The organism is Novosphingobium sp. ERN07 (assembly GCF_012641335.1).
Lineage (GTDB): Bacteria > Pseudomonadota > Alphaproteobacteria > Sphingomonadales > Sphingomonadaceae > Novosphingobium.
Genome location: NZ_JABAID010000017.1, coordinates 1 through 23,130 on the forward strand (window position 1 = coordinate 1; position 23,130 = coordinate 23,130).

Sequence of the window (23,130 nt, forward strand, 5' to 3'; positions counted from 1 at the left end):
ATCTGCTCGTCCGTCAGCCAGTACAGGTCGCTCATGCTCAGTCTCCTCGCGGAGCCTGAATCACATCCCCCTCAGCCAATCAATGGGTCCTGAGCCTAGGGCGTGATTCGCGGATAGCGGTCATTCCGGACGATGAATCGGTACGTCTGCTTCGCGCCCCACATCCGGCCGTTCGGCCTTGTCGCCGACGATCCCGAAAGCCGCCATTCGTTCAGCTAGCGCTCAACTGGTTCAGACCCGACATTGCGCTCCCGGCTTAATAGGCGTCGCCACAATCATATTCGGAGTGCAGCGATCAGGGCGTCCCGAGCCATGGCCACGCGCGGGTGGCGCAGCGATGAGCGTGCCCAGACGAGGTAGAAAGCGTTGCGCGGCACCGTGACCGGGGCGGGTATCTCGATCAGCGTGCAGGTAGCGCGTTCGCTGCGGGTGAGATAGCCGGGCAGCACCGTCCAGCCGAGACCCGCGCACAATCCCGATCGCAACACTCTCAAATCGGGCGCGGTCAGGGCGGGCTGGTTCGTAAGCTCGATCTGGTTTGCCTCGAGCCAGGACCGCAGCAGCGGCCGGTCGAGATCGTAGGCGAGGTGCGCCGTCCGGTTGAGCCCGTCGGCAAGCGGCAATTCGGCAATCCGCCCCGCCACGGCGGGCGAGGCGACGGCGCGCAGGTGCTCTTCGCCCAGCGCATGAAAGGCCAGCCGCGAATCTTCGGGTTGCGAGGCGGTGACGGCCAGGTGCACCTTGTCTTCGAGCAGCATGGCATAGAGCGCCTCGCGTCCGCCGATATGCAGGCGCAGGTCCAGCCCCGCATCCAGCAGCGGCGCCAGTCGGGGCGTGATCATCTCTCCCAGCAGGTCCGACGGCGCGGCGATGTGGACCGTGCCCGAAATGCGAGACGAACGGGCCCGCGCGCTGGCCAGTGCCGATTCCGCCGTGTCGAGGCTGCTTCCGATCGAAGCAGCGAGATCGTCGGCAATGGCTGTTGGTCGAACGCCGCGCGAATGGCGATCGAACAAGGGACGGCCCAATTGCGCTTCGAGCGAGGCGATGTGCTGCGAGGCCGCCGGCTGGGTGATGCCGATTGCCCTGGCCGCCTCGCTCAATGAACGGCGGCGGTAGACTTCGACGAAGGTGCGCAACTGCAGAAGGGACATTCCGGTTCCATAAGCGGATTTATGGCCGTCCGCCATTCCCGCTGGATTTCATGATGCCGTTCCCTGCGTATCTAAGCCGCCGAAAGGAACGATCGAATGCAAAATCGCCGCCAACTGCTGAAAGCCCTCACCGCTGTCTTTGTGGCGGGTGCGGCTGCGTCGGGTGCGTTTGCTCGTTTCCCAACATCAATGGAAAAGGACAATTGACGATGACCCGCATTCTCATGGTAGCCACCTCCGCCGACCGCATGATTCCCGGCACCGAACCGACGGGCGTCTGGCTCGAGGAACTTACCACCCCGTATTACGCCTTCCGCGATGCCGGCGCCGAGGTTACGCTGGCCTCGATCAAGGGCGGCGCCATCCCCGTCGACCAGCGCAGCGTTAACGCCGACGGCGAAAACGACGCTTCGGTAGAACGCTATCTCAAGGACGAGGCGCTGAAGGCCGAGGTTGCCAGCACCCCGGTATTCACCAGTATCGATCCCGCCGGCTACGACGCGTTGTTCCTGCCGGGCGGTCATGGCACCATGTTCGATTACCCCGGTAGCGACGAGCTGGCGCGCCTGGTCGAGCGCTTCGACCGCGAAGGCAAGATCGTCGCCGCCGTCTGCCATGGGCCCGCCGGGCTCGTTTCGGCGAAGAAGGCCGATGGCACGCCCTTCGTGGCCGGCCGCCGTGTCGCGGGCTTCACGGACAGCGAGGAACGCGCGGTCGGTCTCGACAAGGCCGTGCCGTTCCTGCTCGAAACGCGTCTCAAGGAACTTGGCGGCAAGCACGAGGGCGGACCGGATTTTGCCCCCTTCGCCCTGCGGGACGGCAATCTGGTGACCGGCCAGAACCCCGCCAGCGCTACCCGCACCGCGGAGCTCGTGATGGAAGCCCTCAAGGACAAGGTCGCCTGATCATGCGCTATCTCCACACCATGCTGCGCGTCGCCGATCCCGAGGCGGCGGTCCGGTTCTTCACGCTGCTGGGTCTCAAGGAGACCCGGCGCATGGAGAACCAGGCCGGGCGTTACACGCTGATCTTCCTTGCAGCCGACGAGGATTTCGCCGGTGAATGCCAGCGCGCCGATGCCGAGGTCGAGCTGACGTATAACTGGCCGCCCGAGGACGGCAGCCCTGCCGAGACTTACACCGGGGGCCGAAACTTCGGCCATCTCGCCTACCGGGTCGAAGACATTTACGAAACCTGCGCGCGGTTGCAGGCGGGCGGCGTGACGATCAATCGCCCCCCGCGCGACGGCCACATGGCGTTCGTCCGCTCGCCGGACGGGATCTCCATCGAACTGCTCCAGAAGGGCGAACACAAGGCCCCGGCCGAACCCTGGGCCTCCATGCCCAACACGGGCGAATGGTGATGCCGAAATTGTTTGAACCGATCGAGGTTGGCGGGCTGCGGCTCGCCAACCGCATCGTCATCGCGCCGATGTGCCAGTATTCGGCCGAGGATGGCGCGATGACCGACTGGCACCGGATGCATCTCGGCCAGTTGGCGCTGTCGGGCGCGGGCGCGCTGACGATCGAGGCGACCGCGGTCAGCCCGGAAGGGCGCATCACCTACGGTGACGTCGGCCTGTACGATGACCGAACCGAAGCGGCGATGCGAAGCGTTCTCGAAGGTGTGCGCCGGTGGTCGGACATGCCGCTCGTCATCCAGCTGGCTCATGCCGGCCGCAAGGCGAGCTGCGCCAAGCCGTGGCACGGCGGAGCGCAGATCGCCCCCGATGCGCAGAACGGCTGGCAGACCGTGTCACCGAGCGCCGTTCCCTTCGCGCCGGACGACCATCCCCCTGTCGAACTGGACACGGCAGGGCTTGCCCGCATCCGCGAAGCCTTCGCCGATGCCGCCCGCCGCGCCAGCAGGCTGGGCATCGATGCCGTCCAGATCCACGCGGCGCATGGCTACCTGCTCCACGAGTTTCTTTCTCCGATCTCCAACCGGCGCGGCGATGCATACGGCGGCAGCCTCGACAACCGGATGCGGTTCCCGCTCGAAGTGTTCGATGCCGTGCGCGAGGCGTTTCCCGCCGACCGCCCGGTTACCGTTCGCGTTTCGGGGACCGATTGGGTCGAAGGCGGCTGGACGGCGGAGGAAACTGCGCGCTTTGCGCAGGAGCTGGAGCGGCGCTGTTGTTCGGCGATCCACGTCTCCAGCGGCGGCCTCGACCCGCGCCAGCAGATCCCGGTCGGCCCCGGCTATCAGGTGCCGCTGGCCCGGACGGTCAAGGAAGCGGTCGCGATGCCTGTCGTAGCGGTCGGCCTGATTACCGATCCGCATCAGGCGGAGCGCATCCTCGAAAACGGCCATGCCGACGCCATAGCGATAGCCCGCGCTGCGTTGTGGGATCCGCGCTGGCCCTGGCACGCCGCCGCCGCGCTCGGCGCTTCGGTCCACGCGCCCCCGCAATATCTCCGGTCCGAACCCCACGAGGCGGGCCGCGTTCTCAAGGAAATGACTCTATGAAGACCTCCGCCAAACTGCTTCTTGCCGCCGGCGCTGCCCTCTCGCTCGCCGCCTGCGCGGCGACCCGCGAGGGTGCATCCGCGCCCCAGATCGAACAGGTCGCGACCTTCGATGGCGCGATGCCGACTGGCGTGACCGTCGCCCCCAACGGGCGTATCTTCGTAAACTTCCCGCAATGGGGCGACAACGCGCCGTTCACGGTTGCCGAGCTGGTCGACGGCAAGGCGGTGCCCTATCCCGACGCCGCGACCAACCGGCGCGATCCGGCCGACCCGGCGGGGCACTTTATCTCGGTGCAGAGCGTGGTGGCCGATGGCGCCAACCGCCTCTGGGTGCTCGACACGGCGGCCCCCAAATTCTCTCAGCCGCAGGCCGGCGGGGCAAAGCTGGTGGCGATCGATCTCGCGACCAACCGCGTGGTGAAGACGATCGTCCTGCCGGCCAGCGTGGTGCTGCCCACGACCTACCTCAATGACGTGCGCTTCGATCTGCGTCAGGGCGCCGAAGGCGTCGCCTACATCACCGACAGCAGCAATGCCGGTGTCGGCGGCATCATCGTCGTCGATATCGCCAGCGGGCGTGCGATCCGGCGCCTGTCGAACCATGCGACGACCAACCCCGAGCCCGGCTTCAGCCCGGTCGTCGACGGCGCGGCGCTGATGAACCGCCCGGCCGTCGGCCCCGCGACGCCAGTCGCGATCGCCAGCGACGCGATTGCGCTCAGCCCCGACGGCAGCCTGCTCTACTACGGGCCGCTGTCGGGCCGCACGCTGCATGCGGTGCCCACCGACCTGCTGCGCGATCCCGCGGTGTCGGAGGAAGAACTGGGCCGCGCGGTCCGCAGCCTGGGGCGCAAAGGCGCCTCGGACGGGATAGCCGAGGACGACAAGGGCCGCGTGTTCGCCGGCGATTACGAGAACAACGCGATCCGCGTGCTCGACCAGGGCCGCTGGTCGACACTGATCAGCGACCCGCGCATCAGCTGGCCCGACACGCTGTCGATCGGCACGGACGGCTACCTCTACTTCACCGCCAACCAGCTCCACCGCCAGCCCGGCTTCCATGGCGGGCGGGATTTGCGCCGCAAGCCTTACGAGCTGCTCCGCATCCGGGTGGGCGCCGGGCCCATCCTCTTGCGCTCACAATGATCCCATCAGGCCGGGTAGGCTCGACATCGCGCCTGCCCGGCGTTCCCAATGGAGACCTTCTATGGCTGAGCCCATTGTCTCTGACCCGACGGTTGAGCGGTTTCTGCCGTTCATCGCCGAGGCGCTCGGCGCAGACTTTGCCGCATACCGCAACCACATATACCGGGTGTTGAGCTACGCAGCACACTTCCTCGGCGACGATCCGAGGGGACGCAAACACATCGCCTTCGCACTGGTGTTCCATGACGTGGGCATGTGGACCGACCACGAATTGGCTTATCTTGAGCCGTCGGAAGCAGCGGCCGAGCGCGTGCGAGCCCAGCACGCGCCACATCTCGATCCCACGCTCGTCGCCAACATCATTCACTGGCATCACAAGCTGCTATCGTTCGCAGGGCCAGACGCCGAGATCGTGAACGCCGCGCGCAAGGCGGACTGGATCGACGCAAGCATGGGTATGGTCCGGCATGGCGTTCCCCGTAAACAGGTGGCCGCCATAGAGGAGGCAATCCCCGTATTGGGCTTCCCGGAGGTCCTGATGCGCCTCGCCAAGGATTTGCGCCATGGCAACCGGGTAGCGGGTCTTTGGCGTGTGCTCTCTCGTGTCTACAGGATTTGACCGTAAGGGTGTAAAGGCAGAATATCTCAGTTGCTGATTAAAAGGCGAATGTCCGCTGGCGGCACACTTTCCGCCAAATATTAGCCCGCAATCGAACGGCAGCTTTCAACGACAACATCTGTCGCCGGGAATGACAGCAATGTTGGCGATCCAGTCGTAGTGCGCTCCGTCACTGGTCAACCAATCGCAGCAATCCCCGCCCAAAGCTCCATCCCCTTTCATGACTAATCCGTGCCCCTGACCGAACCCGGCCAGGCACTGCAACGTGCGCTCATGCGGACCGTGTTGTCATGCTGCGCATGCCTGCCCGCACCACTCCTTCGAGCGACGCTTCCCTCTCTGCGTTCGGTGCAGACCTGACCGCGCCCGGCCTTTTCGGGGCTCAGTCAAAGGTTGGTCCCTTGGACGGAAGAGCAGCTTCGAAAGGTCAGCATCATGAAGAACACCGTCACTCTCGTCGGCTTCGTCGGCAACACTCCGGAAGTCCGCACCGCCCAGTCGGGCGCCGCCATAACCAACCTCTCACTCGCCACCACACGCAGCTTCAAGGATAGCGAAGGCAACCGCCAGACCGAGACCGAATGGCACCGGATCACCTGCTTCAACGGCGTCGGCAAATGCGTCGCCGAGCACGTCACCAAGGGCGCGATGGTCATGGTCACTGGCCGCATCCACTACTCGCGCTGGACCGACAGCGAAGGCCAGACCCGTTATGGCTGCGAGATCATCGCCGAACAGGTCGACTTCCTCGCCAGTGCCAAGGAATCCAGCAGCGAAGAACCGAAGAAGCGGCGCTCGAAGTAGCGCCGCAGTCACCGGACAGCTTGCTTCAAAAGGCCCGGATCGGCGGTTGCCGATCCGGGCCTTTTGCATGCTAACCGGCCCAGGGATCCGCCGCTCACAAGCGCGGAAATGAGCGACCTCCGCAGGGTGGAGTTCGCGCGTTCAAAATGGCTATTTGCTTCCATAGTGCGGAACATCGCTCAACTATTGCAACTGCCCGGGGTTTCTCTCAGACGCCAGATAGGCTAGGTATCCTGCGGGATTGAGGCTCATTTTTCCCTAATACACGAGCAGCAATTTCTAGAACAATACGTGTCCAAGTTGGGAACAGATTCAGGCACACCGTACCCGGGAGCCCGGTGCTGGGAAATGGCGCAAATCGGCCCCTTACCGTGGCGCAAGGCGCTATGTGCCCGCGTGATGTCATTTGATGTCAGGCTTGCTAGCGTAAGTCAGATCTGACTTGGATTACGCCAACACTTTGATAATGCGCCGATAAAAAGAACTTTCCTACAGACCGGCCGTGACCTTAGCCTGATGTCTCGTCCGGAGGGGTTTCTGGCCGATGGGGGCGGCCGACCTGAGTTGGAACCCATGCGTTTTGCGCTGCAATGCTATGTCGATGAGCCGCTCTACAGGGCGGTGAAGGCCGCCGCCGATGCGGCTCAGATGAGCGTCAGCCAATGGCTGAAGCTGGCCGTGAACGGGGTGGTCGAAGGGCAGGATGAGGCGGCGTTCCGGGACCGGATCATGTCCCACCTGTTGTTCACGTCAACCGCGCTCGACGGGCTGCTGACCGCCCAGCCAGACAAGGACCTGCGCGCCCGGATCCATGTCGCGCACGGCAAGCGGCTGCGCGAGTACCGGGAGCGCATTGCTCAGCCCAAGCGGGGAGCATGAGCCATGCTGTCGCTCGCCAATGTGCGCTCGGCGGGCGGGGCCGCCAGCTACTTTGCCAAGGACAATTACTACGCCCGCGCCGACGCCGATCGGTCCGGGTTATGGGTTGGCAAGGGGGCCGAACGGCTGGGCCTGTCAGGGACGGTCGAAGCCCGGGCCTTCGAGGCGATCCTGCGCGGTGAGCTGCCCGGTGGCGGGCGGATCGGGCGCGAAGGAGCGGACCACCGTGCGGGCACCGATCTCACCTTCTCGCTCCCCAAAAGCTGGTCGCTGCTGGCTCTCGTCGGCAAGGACGAGCGCATCATCTCGGCGTACCGGGAAGCGGTGATCGAGACGCTGAAGTGGGCAGAGAAGAACGCGGCGTTCTTGCGCGTCGAGCGAGCCGGCAAGGAACGCCAGGTCCAAACCGACAACCTGACCGTGGCCCTGTTCCAGCACGACACCAACCGCAACCAGGAGCCCAATCTCCACTTCCACGCCGTGGTCGCCAACATGACCCAGGCTCCTGACGGGACCTGGAAGGCGCTGCGCAATGACCGGCTGTGGCAGCTCAATACCCTGCTCAACGCCATGACCATGGCGCGCTTCCGGGTCGAGGTGGAGAAGCTCGGCTACCGCATTGGGGCGGTCGGCAAGCATGGCAACTTCGAAGCCGCCGGGATCAGCCGCGAGGCGGTCATGGCCTTCTCGACGCGGCGGCAGGAGGTGCTCGAAGCGCGGCGCGGCAGCGGGCTCGAGGCGGGGCTGATCGCGACCTTGGCGACGCGCTCGGCCAAGCCGCACGATGTCGATCGCGGCGCCTTGCTGTCCCGCTGGGAGGAGCAGTGCTGGGGCATGGGCATGGATCTTGTCGGCATGGTGCGCGATGCCCGCGAGCGGTCGGCCGTCATGGCGATTGCCGCGCAGCGGCAGGAACAGGACCGCCCCACGATCGCCCAGCGCGGCAGGGTCATGGTCCTCGAACTGGCCGAGCGTCTGGGGATCAAGGCGGGCGATCCCCTGGTCCCTGCACGCATCCATCTGCGGCCCGCGCAGGAGATCGCCGCGGCCCATGCCGTGGCCTCCGCCGTGCGGCACCTGTCGGAGCGGGAGGCCGCGTTCAAGGCGACTGACCTCGCCAAAGCGGCGCTCGACTTCGGCCTGCCCACGACCATGCCGCTGATCGAGAAACGCATCGCGCAGCTGGCCGATCAGGGAGCGCTCAGCAAAGGGCGTGGGGCTATGCAGGGCTGGCTCACCACGACCGAAGCTGCAGCACTGGAGGCCCGCCTGCTGGCCGAGATCGAGCGGGGCAAAGGCGCAGTTCCCCCGATCCAGTCGAGTGAAGCGGCAGGGGCGCAATTGCAGGCGTCGGCCAACCTCAACTTCGGCATGACGCTCAACCCCGGGCAGGAAGCCGCCGGGCGCATGATCCTCTCCTCGGCCAACCGCGTGGTCGCCGTGCAGGGCGTGGCCGGCGCCGGCAAATCGAGTCTGCTGCGCCCCGTCGCGCAGATCCTCGGCGAGCACGGCAAGCAGGTCGTGGGGCTCGGCGTGCAGAACACCTTGGTGCGCATGCTGGAACGCGAGACCGGCATTCCCTCGATGACCTTGCACCGCTTCCTGGGACAGCATCGGGGGCTCCTTGAGGGGGCCGCGAGCAAGGCCGAGCTGGCGGCAGCGCGGTCAGCCTATCGCGATACCGTGCTGGTCCTCGACGAGGCCTCGATGGTCTCGACTCGCGATTCTGACCGGCTGGTCCGGCTCGCCAACCTGCTTGAGGTCGATCGGCTGGTGCTGATGGGTGACCCGAAGCAACTGGGCGCGGTCGAGGCGGGCAAGCCCTTTGCCCTGGCGCTCGCGGCCGGCACCGAGACCGCCCGGATGGAGACCAACCTCAGGGCGCGCTCGGAGACCTTGCGGCGGGCCCAGGCGGCGGCGCAGCAGGGCCGCACGGGCGAGGCCATAGAGCATCTCAAGGACCACATCGTCGAGGTCAGCGAGAACGGCGCGGTGGTTGCCGCCGAGCGCTGGCTCTCGCTGTCGCCGGCCGAGCGCGAGCGGACCGGGATCTACGTCTCGGGCCGGCAGCTGCGCGATGAGGTGAACCGGGCGGTGCAGACCGGCCTTGCCACCAACGGCGAGATCGGTCCGGAGAGCCGCAATCTCACGGTCCTCTCGCGGGTCAATGGCACGCGCGAGGAGCTGCGCCAAACCGCAACCTACGAGCCGGGCATGGTGCTGGAGCTGACTACCCGGCAGACGCGCCAGCACCTTGGCAAAGGGCGGTATGACATTGTCCAGGTGGACGCGGGCAAGGGGCAGGTAACGCTGCGGGACGCCCATGGCCGCAGCCATACCTTCACGCCCTCACGTCTTGGCACCACCGGAGACAATCAGGCCATCCAGCTGCACGAACGCAAGCCCCTCACGCTCTACACCGGCGACACCATCCGCTGGACCGCCAACGATCACCAGCGCGGGCTGATCAATGCCGACCGGGCGACCATCGCGGCCATCACGCAGGAGGGGGTGACCGTGCGAACATCGAGCGGCTTGGAGCATGCACTCAAGTCCGATGATCCGATGCTGCAACGGATTGACCTTGCCTATGCGCTCAATGCCCACATGGCGCAGGGACTGACCAGCGACAAAGGCATCGCGGTGATGGACAGCCGAGCCAGGAAGCTGCTCTCCGCCCGCAACTTCCTCGTGACCATCACCCGCCTGCGTGACGAGCTCACCCTGATCGTGGACAACCGCGACCAGGTCGAGGTCGGCATCGGTCGCAATCCCGGGGACAAGACCTCGGCGCTGGAGGTAACCCAGCGGCTGGGTGCGGCGGCTGCCAAGGGCCAGGCTGCCGGCAAGGCGGCGGAGCCAGAGCGGCATACCGAGTTGGAACGCACGATCGAGCGCGTGAAGCCTTTCGAGATCGGACTGTGACGCAAGGTCCGTCCTAACGGCTGGGCCAGCCGAGCATCTTCGCTGGCGCCGGAAAGATCCCCAGCAGCATCGCGCCCCACGCTTCCGCGATCTCCCGGCGCCGCGTGAGGTAGGCAGCGCGGTTGTAGGCGCCTTCCGAGCCCGAGATGCCCTCCGGGATATGCGCCAGCATCAGGTCGATGACATGGCGATCCCCCGGCGTACCGCCGCGCTCGGCCCATTCGTTCATGATGGTCGAGAACGAGGCCCGCCAGCCATGCGGCACGTGGCGGCCCTGATAGCCGCAGCGGTTGTAGAAGTAGCTCAGTGTGTTCTCGCTCATCGGCACCCGCGCATTGCGGTTGCTGGGGAACACGAGCGGCCCGCGTCCGGTCAGCGCACGCACCGCGCGGAGTACGGCCACGGCCTCGGCCGACAGCGGCACCAGGTGCTCGAAGCCTTCGTCGTGCTTGAGCTCAAGCATCAGCTTCATCCGGGTGGCAGGCACCCGCCATAGCGCATCGGAGCAGGGCGCCTCGCTGGTCCAGTCCACGTGCTCGATCTCGGTCCAGGGCAGCGCGCGAATCATCCCGGGGCGCTGGGCGGTCAGCGCCAGGAAGCGCGAGGCAAGCTTGGTCAGCGGTGAGGCCGGCTCGGCCTCGGTCTTGCGGATCATATCATGCAGGGCCTCGAGCGAGACCAGCGCCGGGCGCTTGCGGGCGCGCGGCACGGGCCTCAGCGCCTTGGTCACCACGCCCGCCGGATCGCGGGCTGCTGCGCCCTCGGCGATCGCATGGACAAACACCGCCGAGATCCGCTGGCGCACCCGGTGCGCGGTCTCGATCGCGCCGCGCTGCTCGATCTTGCGCAAGACCGACAGCACCAGCGGCTCATCGATCTCGCGGATGGGTAGCTTGCCGATCCAGGGGAACACCTCCTTCTCGAGGCTGCCAATGACATCGCCCGCATGGACCCGCGTCCAGCGGCTCTCCTGTAGATCATACCAGCCCCGCGCCAGCGCCTCGAAGGTGTTGCCGGCCGCCACCGCGCGCTCGACCTTGGCCTTTTGCGCCTCAAGCCCGGGATCGCGGCCTTCGGCCAGCATCTTGCGTGCTTCGATCTTCCGGTCACGCGCCGCCTTCAGGGGCAGATCGGGGTAGCTGCCCAGAACGAGCCGCCGTTCCTTGCCGGCAAACCGGTACTTCAAGCGCCAGCTGCGATGGCCGGACTTGGTCACATAGAGGTAGAGGCCCTCGGAATCGGCGAGCTTGTAATCCTTGTCCCTGGCCTTGGCATTCTTGATGGCGAGTTCTGTGAGCATGGATGCCCCCGGATGTGCGATTCAGTGCCCCCACAAACGCCCCCGGATGGGTGCGGATGCATCGGGATTGATCGAAACAAATCAGGAACAATACTGACCGCAAAACGCCCAAAACGCAAGGAAAATAGGACTTTAGGGGAGCCTTGCAGATCATAAGGTGGCGGAGACGGAGGGATTCGAACCCTCGGTACCGGATTTACCAGTACGACGGTTTAGCAAACCGTTGGTTTCAGCCACTCACCCACGTCTCCGGATCGCAGCGGCGAGGGGGCGCTATAACGAGGGTTGTTGGGGGCGGCAAGGGCTGGTTTGGCAAAAAATCGCAAGGCGGCAAAATTCCCTGAAACCGGCGCTTGGGCGCATTTCTGACTCGGCTCATCGCCCGTTCATTGTGATGAGGCCAGCCTTGGATTCAGGTGAAAACGCAGGGGACCGTGCCGTTTCTCCCGGTGGAGTGGATGACGGGCGCGATCTGACGGGATGGACGCGAAAATGACGAATCGCTTGAAGATCAGGGTGCTCGCGCCCGCCGTGGCCGCTATTCTGGCCTTGATTGGCAGTCCGGTGGCGGCGCAGGTGGAAACGGTCGATCCCAATGCGGTGATCGATGGTGATCTGGTTGCTCCAGGCACAACGCCAGCCCAACCGGCTGCAACGCCTGCGGGTTCCGAGGTCGGGATGCTGCCTGCGCTTCCGGCTGAAACGCCGTCTGCAACGGAAGCCTATGTTCCGCCAGCCTCATCCACACCCGCTCCATCGCAGGGGATACCGCCGGCGCAGGCTGCCACGGCGGCGGCGGGTGCGAATGGTTCGTATAAGGAGGATGACCTGATCGGTGCCGCCGAAGGCGTGTTTGGCAAAGGCGCGGCGGGGCTGGCCGATCTGATCAAGGACTTGCTGAAGAAGCAGGGCGAACCCAATGCCTATATCGTCGGGCGCGAGGCAGGCGGCGCGCTTGTCGTTGGCCTGCGTTATGGTTCGGGCACGCTGCACCACAAGGTGGAGGGCGAGCGTCCGGTCTATTGGACCGGCCCTTCCATCGGTTTCGATGCGGGGGCAAATGCGGCAAGCACCTTCGTGCTGGTCTACAACCTTTATGACAGCGAAGAGCTGTATACCCGTTTCGCTGCGGGTGAGGGGCAGGCCTATCTGATCGGCGGGTTCCATGTCAGCTATGTGCGCAAGGGCGACAAGGTGCTGATTCCGGTGCGTTCGGGCGCTGGGCTGCGGCTGGGCATCAATGGTGGCTACATGAAGTTTTCCAAGAAGCAGAAGTGGTTCCCGTTCTGAGGCTTTGCGGCAACTTCTGAACGAATTTGGGTGCGCATACCTTATTATTGAAATGCGGGGTTGCCCCGGCGGGTTTCCGGCGGCATGGAGCCGCCGCAATTTGCTCCCCGTGAAAGAGGCCTGCGAACCATGCTCGAAAATCTTGCCGCCCAGCCCGCCGATGCGTTGCTGGCGCTGATCAAGCTCCACAACGCCGATCCGCGCGCTGACAAGATCGACCTTGGCGTGGGCGTTTACCGCACGTCGGACGGCGATACGCCGGTGTTCGAGGCGATCAAGGCCGCCGAGGCCAAGCTGCTGGCGGATCAGGATTCGAAGGCCTACCTTGGCCCAGAAGGCGACATGGGCTTTGTCCACGCGCTGATCCCCTATGTTTTCGGTGCGGACTTTGATCGTTCGAAGGTTGAAGGGATGCAGGCTCCCGGCGGCACTGGCGCCGTGCGTCTGGCTGTGGAAGTGGCCAAGCGTTCTGGCGTGAAGCGGGTGTGGATGGGCACGCCTTCGTGGCCCAACCACGCGCAGATCATCGCAGCGGTGGGTGTTGAACTGAAGACGTTCAGCCACATGACTGCCGATGGCCTTGCCGATCTCGATGCGCTGAAGGCCGCGCTGGCGCAGGCCGAACCCGGCGATGCCGTGTTGCTACATGGCTGCTGCCACAACCCGACCGGCGTGGACTACACGCAAGCGCAGTGGGACGAGATTGCCCCGTTGCTGGTGGAACGCCAGGTTTTGCCGTTGCTCGATCTTGCCTATCAGGGCCTTGGTGCGGGCATGGAAGCCGATGCCTATGGCTTGCGCAAGGTGCTGTCGGTCGTGCCCGAAGCGCTTGTTGCCTATTCGTGCGACAAGAACTTTGGTCTTTACCGTGACCGCGTCGGTGCGTTCTACGCAGTCACATCGGATGCGACCGCGCTGGCCAATGCAATGGCCAATGGTGCGACGATTGCGCGCGCATCGTGGTCGATGCCGCCCGATCATGGTGCGGCTGCGGTGCGTCTGATCCTTGAGGATGCCGATCTGACCGCGATGTGGCTGGCCGAGCTGGACGAGATGCGCGACCGGATGCGTTGGGTGCGTGATCGCCTTGCAGCGGCAAAACAGGTGGGGCCAATCGACATGGCACGACTGGGCGTTCAAAATGGCCTGTTCTCGATGCTGCCGCTGAATGGCGAACAGATCCTTGCGATCCGCGAAAAGCACGGCGTTTACATGGCAGGTTCGGGCCGCATCAACATTGCCGGGCTGACCACGGGCAATATCGACAAGTTCGTCGAGGCGCTGCGCGACGTTGCCTGAGACAGCGAGACCTGAGAGAGAAAGGGCGGGGCCTTGCGGCTCCGCCCCTTTCGTTTGTGATCAAAAATCTGCCGCGCGTGATTGCCGCCTGGTTTCGGCAAAGCTGTCTGCGCGGAACTTTTCGAAGGCCACGCGCTGATCAAAGCCGGGGTCTTTGGGATAATCCTGATATTCCGCGATGATCTCGTCAAAGATCTCGCGCACTTCTTCCTTATGGTCAGAGTGCGAGAAGATATGGAGGCGATTGGCCTTCATCGCTTCGATCACGCGCGCGCCGATGACGTCTGGCTCCATGCCAAACTCGTGAAGGCCCTGCAGCCGTTCGACAGCGGTAGGGTCGACCGGCTTCATTGCGCCCTTCAGGGCATCGGGGCGCACATCGTCACTGGCATAGATATAGCTTTTGACTAGGCCGGGGCAGAGTACCGAAACGCCGATCTGATATTTCAGCAGCGAATAGTGCAGCGATTCCGAAAGCCCGCGCACCGCGAACTTTGTGGTGTTGTAGATGCCGGGGCTACCTGCGGCGAGGAATGCGGCCATCGAGGCGGTGTTCACAACGTGACCGCCCTTCTGCTCGCCCGCTTTCACCCGTTCGACCATGCGCGGCACGAAGGTCATCACCCCGTTGATCACGCCGTGCAGGTTGACGCCCATTAGCCAGTCCCAGTCATCGTAGGATGATTCCTCGATGGGCTGGAACAGGTTCACGCCTGCGTTGTTGCACAGGATCGATACGGGGCCGAATTTGGCTTCGACTTCATCCGCAGCCGCCTTGAAGCCATCGCGGTTGGCCACGTCCAGTTGGACGCCCATAACTTCCCGATTGTCGAGCGCGGCAAGCGCCTTGTTGATCGAATCCTGCCGGATATCCGCAATGGCGACCTTGCAGCCTTCATTGAGGAGCTGCCGCACAAGGCCAATGCCGACGCCGTTGGCACCGCCTGTCACAAAGGCGGTGCGGCCTGCGAAATCCTTCATGCGCCGCGCCCCTCCTTGAGTTTTGCCTGACGGGCGATTTCGTCAGTGATCGCCGGGTTGCGGAAGAGCATGGCGAAGGTCTGCTTGTATTCGGGGTTTTCGGGCAGGTGGGTCTGCACCGCTGCAGTTGTTGCTTCACCCCGCTCTCTGACCCCGGCGAGGAATTCGGCGTGGGTTAGAATATAGAGTTCGTCGTTGAGAATGCCTTCCAGCACGCGCTCGCCGACCTGCTCTTTGGTCTGGTACAAATGCATGAAATTGCCACCAGCGGCGCGGCGCTTGTCCGCTTCGGCATAGCCGGTGTCGGCGAGGTCCGCAGGACGCGTCTTGGCGGCATCTGCAATGTTCGATTGCACTGCACCGGGGCAAAACGCGCTGCAGATCACGCCGCGCGATTCGAGTTCGGGGCGCATGCATTCCATCATCGATGTGACGGCAGCTTTGCCAGATGAATAGATGGTGGTCATGCCGACCGGCACCAGCGCGCTCATGGAGGCGGTGCAGACGATATGGCCGCCTTCGCCGTGCGCCAGAATGCGCGGGAGCATCGTCACGATGCCGTTGATCGCGCCGCCCACGTTTACGCCCATGACCCAGTCCCAGTCAGCATAGGTGGCAAGCTCGGTCGGTCCGACAACGGCAACGCCAGCGTTGTTGACGAGGATGTGGATCTTGCCGAACTTCGCCTCAACCGTATCGGCCACTTCGGCAAACTGCGTGCGGTTGGTCACGTCCAGCTTTACCGCCAGCACGCGGTCCCCTCCGTCCAGTTCCGCGACCGCCGAATCGAGGTGGTCCTGACGGATGTCGGCAATGGTCACGTTCATGCCCGCGCCCAGCAGAGCCTTGGCGATGCCAAGCCCGATGCCGCTGGCGCCGCCCGTTACGAACGCAGTCTTGCCTGGCAGATTTTGCATTCATCCTCTCCTCAAGGTTTGTGCCCGGCGGCGGTTGGAGCACCGGTCGGGAATCATTTTTCACCTTGTGTATTCACCAGCAAGGAATTGTATGCAAGACTAACAATATCGCCGCATCGAAATGCACCGCCAAAGCGGGCTCTGCGGAAGGAGAGGAGAAGTCATGGCAGGAGTCGTCGTAGCGGCGCATCCCGATGCGAATGGAGCGGTCGAACGGCAATGGCCGTCAAGCGGGTCGGCCTATTGGGCGCTTTTCGTGATTGTCCTAGCCACGTTCCTGACGTTCTTCGATGCGGTGACGTTCGGCATGCTGGCCGAGCGGATCAAGCGCGATTTTGGGCTGACTGATTCGCAGCTTGGATTCCTTGCCGGACCTGCCAGCATCATCTGCTATTTCTTCGTTGGCATTCCTCTCGCGCGGCTGGCTGACATCTATCCGCGCAAATATGTGCTGGCGGGCGGTACGGCGCTGGTGGGCGTCATCATCTCGCTAGGCGGGCTGGCGCAAAGCTTCGGGCAGTTCGTCGGCAGCCGTGTGTTTCTGGCGGCGGGCGGGTCGGCTCATGCGCCATCGTCCTATTCGTTGCTGGCCGACGCCTTTCCGCCCAGAAAGCTGACGCGCGCATTTGCCTTGCTTCAGTTCGGCTTCATCGGCGGAACCACGCTGGGGCCGCTGATCGGCGGGATGCTGGTCATGGCGACCGCAAGCTGGGGCGCGACGCAGCTGGGACCGCTGACGATTTTTGGGTGGCAATGGATTTTGATCATCATGGGCCTACCCTCGCTGCTCGTGGCGCTGATGTTTTTGACCGTGAAGGAGCCAGCCCGGATGGCGCCAGTGGCCGATGCGCCGCAGGTTGCTACCGGGGGTGGCTTCTGGCGCAGCGTGGCCACGTTCATGGGGCTTGATGCGTTCCGCGCCATCAATGCCAAGCCGCGCGTGTACTATCCGCTGTTTGGCGCCTTGGCGCTGAGCGCGGTGGAAACGTTCGGTCTGCAGTTCTGGCGCGTGCCGTTCATGATCCGCACCTTCGGCTGGAACGAAGGACAGATCGGTGCCGCGCTGGGAGCGACGATCCTTGTCGCCTCGCTTTCCGGGCTGCTGCTCGGCGGGATCTTCGTAGAGTGGCTGGCCAAGCGGTACAAGGATGCCAATGTTCGCGCCGCCACCTGTTGCGCCGCCGGGACGACGGTCTGCACCATCGCAGCCATTCTGATGCCGACGGCGTGGGGTTCGCTGATCCTGTTCGGCCTTTCCGGCATGTTCGGCATAGCAGGGGCAGTGCCGCAGAATGCGGCAGTGCAGCGCGTCGCACCCAACGACATGCGCGGGCAGGTCACGGCCTTCTACCTGTTCATGTTCACCTTCTTCGGCGCGATGGGCAGCTATGTTGTGGGCAAGGTGCAGGACGTGGTGATCGGCGATCCGGCGCAACTGTGGAAGGCGCTGCTGCTCACCGCCAGCGTGCTGATGCCGCTGGCCACGTTCCTGATGTTCCGGGCGATCAAGCCCTATCGCGAAGAAGTTGGGCGGCTGGAAGCGCTTGGCCGTTGACAGCCTGCAACGGGTGCGTCAGATTGTTAGTAACACAAACTAAATCAATGGGAGCCGGATGTGTCCGACGATAACCAGATTGCCACGCTCGAAGCGCGACTGAACGACCTTGAAACGCGCCTGACCGTCCGTGAGGACGAGCTGGACATCCGCAAGCTGCAGCACCTCTACGGCTACCTGATTGACAAGTGCATGTATAACGAGACGGTCGATCTTTGGACCGACGATGGTGAAGTGCGCTTCTTCGGTGGGGTGTGGAAGGGCAAGGAAGGCGTCCGCCGCCTCTATGTCGAACGCTTCCAGAAGCGCTTCACGTATGGCAACAATGGCCCGATTGATGGCTTCCTGCTGGATCACCCGCAGTTGCAGGACATCATCAACATCCAGCCCGATGGCGTGACCGCGCTGGGGCGTGCGCGTTCGATGATGCAGGCCGGACGGCACAAGGACTATGAAGGCGATGCCCCGCATTTGAAAGCGCGCCAGTGGTGGGAAGGCGGCATCTACGAGAATACCTACAAGAAGGTGGATGGCGTGTGGCGGATGCACATCCTGAACTACATGCCGATCTGGCACGCCGACTTCGAAAATGGCTGGGCCAACACGCCGAAGGAATATGTACCATTCCCCAAGGTCACCTATCCTGAAGACCCCACCGGCCCGGACGAGCTAATTGAAGGGCACTGGCTGTGGCCGACGCACAAGGTGAACGCTTTCCACATGAAGCATCCGGTGACCGGCAAAGAGATGATCCCCCAGCGTTGGCAGGGTGACATCGACCGCGAGAACGCGGCGAAGTAAAGAGTTGCGGGCAGGGCGCCACACCCTCCCGGCGCCCTGCTCGCAAGCCTGATGGAACAAACATGACACAGTATCCCGCGCTCTACATGATCATCGACGGCGAACGGGTGAGCGGCGGCAGTCGTCGCACCCACGCAGTCGTCAATCCCGCCACCGGCGAGACTATCGGTGAATTGCCTCTGGCCGAAGCGGCCGACCTCGATCGCGCGCTTGAAGTGGCAGCAGAGGGCTTCCGTATCTGGCGGAACTCCACGCCGCAGCAGCGCGCCGCGGTGCTGCAGGGCGCGGCGCGGCTGATGCTGGAACGGCAGGAGGATCTGGCGCGCATTGCGGTTATGGAAGAGGGCAAGACCCTGCCCGAAGCGCGTATCGAAGTGATGATGAACGTCGGCCTGTTCAATTTCTACGCGGGCGAAGTCTTCCGCCTCTATGGCCGCACGCTGGTGCGCCCGGCGGGGCAGCGCAGCACGGTGACGCATGAACCGGTCGGCCCGGTCGCCGCTTTCGCACCGTGGAATTTCCCGCTCGGCAATCCGGGGCGCAAGCTGGGCGCGCCGATTGCGGCGGGGTGCTCGGTGATCCTGAAGGCTGCTGAAGAGACACCTGCATCGGCCTTAGGTGTTCTTCAGTGCCTCTTGGACGCAGGTTTGCCCAAAGAAGTGGCGCAGGCGGTGTTCGGCGTGCCCGATGAAGTCAGCCGCCACCTGCTCGGCTCGCCCATCATCCGCAAGCTGTCGTTCACCGGTTCGACCGTGGTGGGCAAGCACCTGATGCGACTAGCGGCGGACAACATGCTGCGCACCACGATGGAACTGGGCGGCCACGGCCCGGTCATGGTGTTCGGCGATGCCGATATCGACAAGGCGCTCGATACGATGGTGGCATCGAAGTTTCGCAACGCAGGGCAGGTTTGCGTCAGCCCCACGCGCTTCATCGTTGAAGAGGACGTGTTCGAGCGCTTCCGCGATGGCTTTGTCGAGCGGACATCCCGCATAAAGGTTGGCAACGGTCTGGAAGATGGCGTGCAGATGGGGCCGATGGCCAATGCGCGCCGTCCCGAAGCGATGGACCGCCTGATCGGCGATGCCAAGGCCCGCGGGGCCAGACTGCACACCGGGGGTGAGCGCGTCGGCAATGCCGGGTTCTTCTATGCGCCGTCCGTACTTTCTGAAGTGCCGCTGGATGCCGCGATCATGAACGAGGAGCCGTTTGGCCCGGTGGTGATGATCAATCCCTATGCGGGTGAAGAGGCGATGATCGCAGAAGCGAACCGTCTGCCCTATGGCCTTGCAGCCTATGCCTGGACCGATAGCGCCGCACGCCAGAAGCGCCTTGCGCGCGAGGTGGAAACCGGGATGCTGGGGCTGAACACCACCATGATCGGCGGTGCGGATTCCCCATTTGGCGGGGTGAAATGGTCGGGCCACGGGGCTGAGGACGGGCCGGAAGGCGTGATGGCCTGCCTTGTTGCCAAGGCGGTCCACGAAGGCTGATGGCTGCGCATGATTATCGGGCTTCGACATGATCAGGAAATCATCGGGCAATGATGGGGCGATAGCCCGCCGGGGCAATCCAGCCTTGCCCGGAGTTTCCCATGCGCCCGTCGCGTTTCCTGCTTGCGGTCGCCAGCCTGCTGCTATCGCTTCCTGCCCTTGCCGCGCAGGAGGACGAGCAGGTCTGGCTGGCGAACTTTTCGACCATCGAAGTGGGCAGCAAGGTTCTGCTGTTTTCGGATGTGCAGTTTCGGCTGACGGATGGCGCGGATCGGCTGGGGCAGGTGTTGGTGCGCCCGGCGGTCGGCTATCGCATCACGTCCAGCGACACGCTGTTCCTCGGCTACACCTATGTGCGCACAGAGCCTTTAAACGGCACACCCACCGACGAACATCGCATGTTTCAGCAGGCGCTGGTGCGGATCGCCGGAAAGCCGGGCAGGGCCACGGTCACCGGCCGCACCCGATTGGAGCAGCGCTGGCTGGAAGGGCGGTCCGACATGGGCTGGCGCGTTCGGCAGATGGTGCGGCTGGATGCGCCGACCGGGGCGGGCGTGAATGCGATTGTCTGGGCCGAACCTTTCGTCAATCTCGATACGACGACATGGGGCCAGCGCCCAGGGTTCGACCAGTTGCGCGTGTTTGGTGGCGTGGGCGTGCCGCTGGCGCGCGGGATTGCCTTGGAGGCTGGATATTCCGGCCAGTACGTCAACCGGTTCAATGCGCCAGACCGCATGAATCACATCGGCAGCCTCGCGCTCACCATCAGAAGGTGAACGGGTGCAGGCTGTCCTTCCGGGGAAGGAAGCCTGCATGACACATGATCTGAAAACCGGCGGAGATCGCGGATATATGCGCATCGCCACCGAAGAAGCTTTTGCCACGCAGGAGTTGATCGACGTCTACTTGCGCATGATCCGCGATGGCAGCGCGGACAAGGGCATGGTCTCGCTCTGGGGCTTTTACGCCACATCGCCATCCGAACGCGCGATGCAGATCATGGAGCGACTGCTCGATCTGGGTGATCGCCGCTTGGCCGATATGGACGCTACGGGTATCGACAAGGCCATTCTTGCGCTTACCTCGCCCGGTGTTCAGCCCTTATTCGACGTTGAGGAGGCCAAGGGCATTGCAACCCGTGCCAACGACATGCTGGCACAGGCGTGCGAGAAGCACCCGAACCGCTTCATCGGCATGGGAGCGGTCGCACCGCAGGATCCCGAATGGTCGGCGCAGGAAATCCGGCGTGGGGCGATGGAACTGGGCTTCAAGGGCATTCAGATCAATAGCCACACGCAAGGGCGCTATCTGGACGAAGAGTTCTACGATCCGATCTTCCGCGCGCTCGTCGATATGGACCAGCCGCTTTACATCCATCCGGCAACGCCGCCGGATTCAATGATCGCGCCGATGCTCGAAGCCGGGCTGGACGGGGCTATCTTCGGCTTTGGCGTGGAAACCGGGATGCACCTGCTGCGCCTGATCACCATCGGCATTTTCGACAAGTATCCAAGCCTGCAGATCATGGTCGGCCACATGGGCGAAGCGCTGCCGTACTGGCTCTATCGCCTCGATTACATGCATCAGGCGGGCGTGCGTTCGCAGCGCTATGAGCGGATGAAACCGCTGAAAAAGTCTATCGCCGGATACATGCAGTCGAACGTGTTGGTCACCAATTCCGGCATGGCGTGGGAACCGGCGATCAAGTTCTGCCAGCAGGTCATGGGCGAGGATCGCGTAATGTATGCGATGGACTATCCCTACCAGTATGTTGCGCAGGAAGTGGTCGATATGGATTCGATGGACATGAGCGCGGAAACCAAGAAGATGTTCTTCCAGACGAATGCGGAGAAGTGGTTCAAGCTTTGAGCCGCGCCGGGAGAGAAAAGCGATGAATGACGGGCCGCGCCGCACGCTCGCACCGGGGGCCTGGTATGCGCTCGTCCTTGTCGCGCTGACCAATGCGATGAGCCTGCTTGATCGGCAGATTTTGGCCATCCTTGCGCCTGCGATCAAGAAGGACTTGAACATTGGCGATGCGGAGATGGGGCTGCTCTATGGCACCGTTTTCGCGCTGTTCTATGCGCTGTTTTCGCTGCCCGTCGGGCGGCTTGCGGATGGCTGGATACGCACGCGGCTGTTGACCATCAGCTTACTGTTCTGGTCCGCCGCAACAGGCCTTGCAGGGTTTGCGTCCAGCTTCGCGATGCTCGCGCTTTCGCGCCTTGGCGTGGGCATTGGCGAGGCGGCCACGCAGCCTGCGGGGACATCGCTGATCTATGATTTCTGGCCCAAACATCGGCGCGGCTTCGTGATGTCGGTAATGGCCTCGGCCATCGCGCTTGGCCTTGGTGGATCGCTCGTGCTGGGCGGTGTGGCGGCGGGATGGTGGGATAGCGCCCATGCGGCTGACACTGCGCCGTTGGGCCTGAAGGGCTGGCAGTTTGCGTTTCTCGTCGCCGCTGCGCCGGGCTTTGTTCTTGCCGCATTCCTGTGGACCTTGCGCGAACCCGTGCGCGGGCAGATGGACGGGATCGAAACACCGCGCGATCCGCACCCATTCCGGGCAAGCCTTGCGCTGCTCGGTTCGGTTACCCCCGGTTTCCACTGGATCGGCATGAAGGGCCGGGGTGCCAGCGGTCCGATGGTCCGCGGCAACCTGATGGCCTTGGTTGCCATCGTTATCGTTGCTTTCGCGCTGACGCGGATCAGTAATGCGATCAGCCCAAAGCCGCCGATGATGCTGGGCGGGGTTGTTATCAATCCGCACGCATTGCAGTGGAGCGTGATCGGCCTTGGCGTTTTTGTAATCGTCAACCTGATGCAGGGCATGAAACTGGGCGATGCGCAAGCCTTCCGGGTTATTTCCCGTTCGCCCACGGTGATGATGTGCATTGCCGTGGGTACACTGCAATCGGTGCTGAACTACGGGATGATGGCGTTCAATCCTAGCTTCCTGATCCGCAGCTATGGTCTTTCGATGCAGGAAACTGCGTTGCAATTCGGGTTGCTTTCGGCAGCGATGGGCATCGCCGGTCCGCTGGTGTGGGGGCCGCTTTCGGACTGGTTGAACCAGCGGTTTCCCGGCGGCGGCAGGGCATGGGTGGCGCTGTTCGCGATGGCGGTTTCGCCGGTCCTGTCGTTCTGGGTCTATTTCGCCGCCGATCCGGGCAGTTTCTATGCCCGGTTCCTGATCTACAGCTTCATCCTGACCGGCTGGATGCCGCCGCTCTATGCGATCATGTACGATCAGGTCTTGCCCCGGATGCGCGGGCTTACAGCCAGCCTCTACCTGCTGGTGATGACGATCCTCGGCATGGGCATCGGGCCATACGTGGTGGGGCTGCTGTCCGATGCGACCGGCAGTCTGCGCACGGCGATGCTTTCGATCAATGTCGTGGCAATCCCCATCGCGGTGCTGATGGTGCTGATTGCGCGCCGGGCGGAGCGCGATGAGGCGGGATTGCTGGAGCGGGCTGCGGGATAAAGGGGAATT

The 23,130-nt window shown here is 63.8% G+C and carries 21 protein-coding genes and 1 tRNA gene; 17 read left to right on the top strand and 5 right to left on the bottom strand.

The genetic code is table 11. The features are described from left to right. Positions 1-275 precede the first annotated feature (275 nt). Positions 276-1,154 carry a LysR family transcriptional regulator gene (locus tag HGI47_RS17350; RefSeq protein WP_125956729.1) on the bottom strand — a complete coding sequence of 293 codons (879 nt, stop codon included), beginning with the start codon at positions 1,152-1,154 and terminating at the stop codon, positions 276-278. Positions 1,155-1,250: 96 nt separating this feature from the next. On the opposite strand from HGI47_RS17350, the gene HGI47_RS17355 reads away from it, so the two are divergent. From HGI47_RS17355 to mobF, 9 genes are all read left to right on the top strand, one after another. Beyond that, positions 1,251-1,361, top strand: coding sequence for a twin-arginine translocation signal domain-containing protein (locus tag HGI47_RS17355; protein WP_125956727.1), 111 nt, complete (start codon positions 1,251-1,253; stop codon positions 1,359-1,361). A 2-nt stretch (positions 1,362-1,363) separates the two neighbouring features. Then, complete coding sequence (locus HGI47_RS17360; protein ID WP_125956725.1) at positions 1,364-2,059, top strand: type 1 glutamine amidotransferase domain-containing protein; 696 nt, start codon at positions 1,364-1,366, stop codon at positions 2,057-2,059. A 2-nt stretch (positions 2,060-2,061) separates the two neighbouring features. After that, complete coding sequence (locus HGI47_RS17365; protein WP_206066265.1) at positions 2,062-2,517, top strand: VOC family protein; 456 nt, start codon at positions 2,062-2,064, stop codon at positions 2,515-2,517. Continuing rightward, a complete protein-coding gene (locus HGI47_RS17370) occupies positions 2,517-3,623 on the top strand; it encodes an NADH:flavin oxidoreductase/NADH oxidase (protein ID WP_199558168.1) in 1,107 nt (368 codons plus the stop codon). Before HGI47_RS17365 ends, HGI47_RS17370 begins: the two co-directional genes overlap by 1 nt. After that, a complete protein-coding gene (locus HGI47_RS17375) occupies positions 3,620-4,771 on the top strand; it encodes an L-dopachrome tautomerase-related protein (protein WP_168854044.1) in 1,152 nt (383 codons plus the stop codon). Before HGI47_RS17370 ends, HGI47_RS17375 begins: the two co-directional genes overlap by 4 nt. A gap of 61 nt (positions 4,772-4,832) precedes the next feature. Next, entirely contained in the window at positions 4,833-5,390 is a 558-nt protein-coding gene (locus HGI47_RS17380) for a phosphohydrolase (protein WP_125956715.1), read from the top strand. A gap of 435 nt (positions 5,391-5,825) precedes the next feature. Beyond that, positions 5,826-6,194, top strand: coding sequence for a single-stranded DNA-binding protein (locus HGI47_RS17385; RefSeq protein WP_125956713.1), 369 nt, complete (start codon positions 5,826-5,828; stop codon positions 6,192-6,194). 573 nt (positions 6,195-6,767) lie between these two features. Then, positions 6,768-7,073 carry a hypothetical protein gene (locus HGI47_RS17390; protein ID WP_125956710.1) on the top strand — a complete coding sequence of 102 codons (306 nt, stop codon included), beginning with the start codon at positions 6,768-6,770 and terminating at the stop codon, positions 7,071-7,073. A 3-nt stretch (positions 7,074-7,076) separates the two neighbouring features. After that, positions 7,077-9,998: a MobF family relaxase gene (gene mobF, locus HGI47_RS17395; RefSeq protein ID WP_168854045.1), complete on the top strand. Its 2,922-nt coding sequence runs from the start codon at positions 7,077-7,079 to the stop codon at positions 9,996-9,998. A gap of 13 nt (positions 9,999-10,011) precedes the next feature. Here the strand turns inward: mobF and HGI47_RS17400 are convergent, their stop codons facing one another. Both HGI47_RS17400 and HGI47_RS17405 read right to left on the bottom strand, forming a co-directional pair. Continuing rightward, complete coding sequence (locus HGI47_RS17400; protein WP_125956706.1) at positions 10,012-11,298, bottom strand: integrase arm-type DNA-binding domain-containing protein; 1,287 nt, start codon at positions 11,296-11,298, stop codon at positions 10,012-10,014. A 158-nt stretch (positions 11,299-11,456) separates the two neighbouring features. After that, a tRNA-Ser gene (locus tag HGI47_RS17405) sits at positions 11,457-11,549 on the bottom strand. Between the two features lie 241 nt (positions 11,550-11,790). Between HGI47_RS17405 and HGI47_RS17410 the strand changes: the two genes are divergently transcribed. Together HGI47_RS17410 and HGI47_RS17415 are read left to right on the top strand one after the other, a co-directional pair. Further along, complete coding sequence (locus tag HGI47_RS17410) at positions 11,791-12,588, top strand: DUF1134 domain-containing protein (protein ID WP_168854046.1); 798 nt, start codon at positions 11,791-11,793, stop codon at positions 12,586-12,588. Positions 12,589-12,717: 129 nt separating this feature from the next. Beyond that, positions 12,718-13,887, top strand: a complete 1,170-nt coding sequence (locus HGI47_RS17415; protein ID WP_168854047.1) for an amino acid aminotransferase — start codon at positions 12,718-12,720, stop codon at positions 13,885-13,887. Positions 13,888-13,947: 60 nt separating this feature from the next. Here the strand turns inward: HGI47_RS17415 and HGI47_RS17420 are convergent, their stop codons facing one another. Beyond that, the gene (locus HGI47_RS17420) at positions 13,948-14,868 is read right to left on the bottom strand and encodes an SDR family NAD(P)-dependent oxidoreductase (protein ID WP_168854048.1); all 921 of its coding nucleotides are present in this window, start codon (positions 14,866-14,868) and stop codon (positions 13,948-13,950) included. Beyond that, positions 14,865-15,785, bottom strand: coding sequence for an SDR family NAD(P)-dependent oxidoreductase (locus HGI47_RS17425; protein WP_168854049.1), 921 nt, complete (start codon positions 15,783-15,785; stop codon positions 14,865-14,867). The genes HGI47_RS17420 and HGI47_RS17425 overlap by 4 nt, the downstream gene beginning before the upstream one ends. A 163-nt stretch (positions 15,786-15,948) precedes the next feature. Here HGI47_RS17425 and HGI47_RS17430 point away from each other — a divergent pair, with 163 nt between their 5' ends. The 6 genes from HGI47_RS17430 to HGI47_RS17455 all read left to right on the top strand — a co-directional run bounded on the left by HGI47_RS17430 (position 15,949) and on the right by HGI47_RS17455 (position 23,121). Beyond that, on the top strand, positions 15,949-17,340 hold the full coding sequence (locus tag HGI47_RS17430; protein ID WP_168854050.1) for an MFS transporter: 1,392 nt from the start codon (positions 15,949-15,951) through the stop codon (positions 17,338-17,340). Between the two features lie 60 nt (positions 17,341-17,400). Beyond that, positions 17,401-18,141: a nuclear transport factor 2 family protein gene (locus tag HGI47_RS17435; RefSeq protein WP_168854051.1), complete on the top strand. Its 741-nt coding sequence runs from the start codon at positions 17,401-17,403 to the stop codon at positions 18,139-18,141. Positions 18,142-18,203: 62 nt separating this feature from the next. Next, positions 18,204-19,634 (top strand): NAD-dependent succinate-semialdehyde dehydrogenase, encoded by a 1,431-nt coding sequence (locus tag HGI47_RS17440; RefSeq protein ID WP_168854052.1) that lies wholly within the window; start codon positions 18,204-18,206, stop codon positions 19,632-19,634. Positions 19,635-19,735: 101 nt separating this feature from the next. Next, positions 19,736-20,410, top strand: coding sequence for a DUF2490 domain-containing protein (locus HGI47_RS17445; protein WP_168854053.1), 675 nt, complete (start codon positions 19,736-19,738; stop codon positions 20,408-20,410). Positions 20,411-20,447: 37 nt separating this feature from the next. Then, complete coding sequence (locus tag HGI47_RS17450; protein WP_168854054.1) at positions 20,448-21,503, top strand: amidohydrolase family protein; 1,056 nt, start codon at positions 20,448-20,450, stop codon at positions 21,501-21,503. Positions 21,504-21,525: 22 nt separating this feature from the next. Then, positions 21,526-23,121: an MFS transporter gene (locus tag HGI47_RS17455; protein WP_168854055.1), complete on the top strand. Its 1,596-nt coding sequence runs from the start codon at positions 21,526-21,528 to the stop codon at positions 23,119-23,121. Positions 23,122-23,130: the final 9 nt, after the last annotated feature.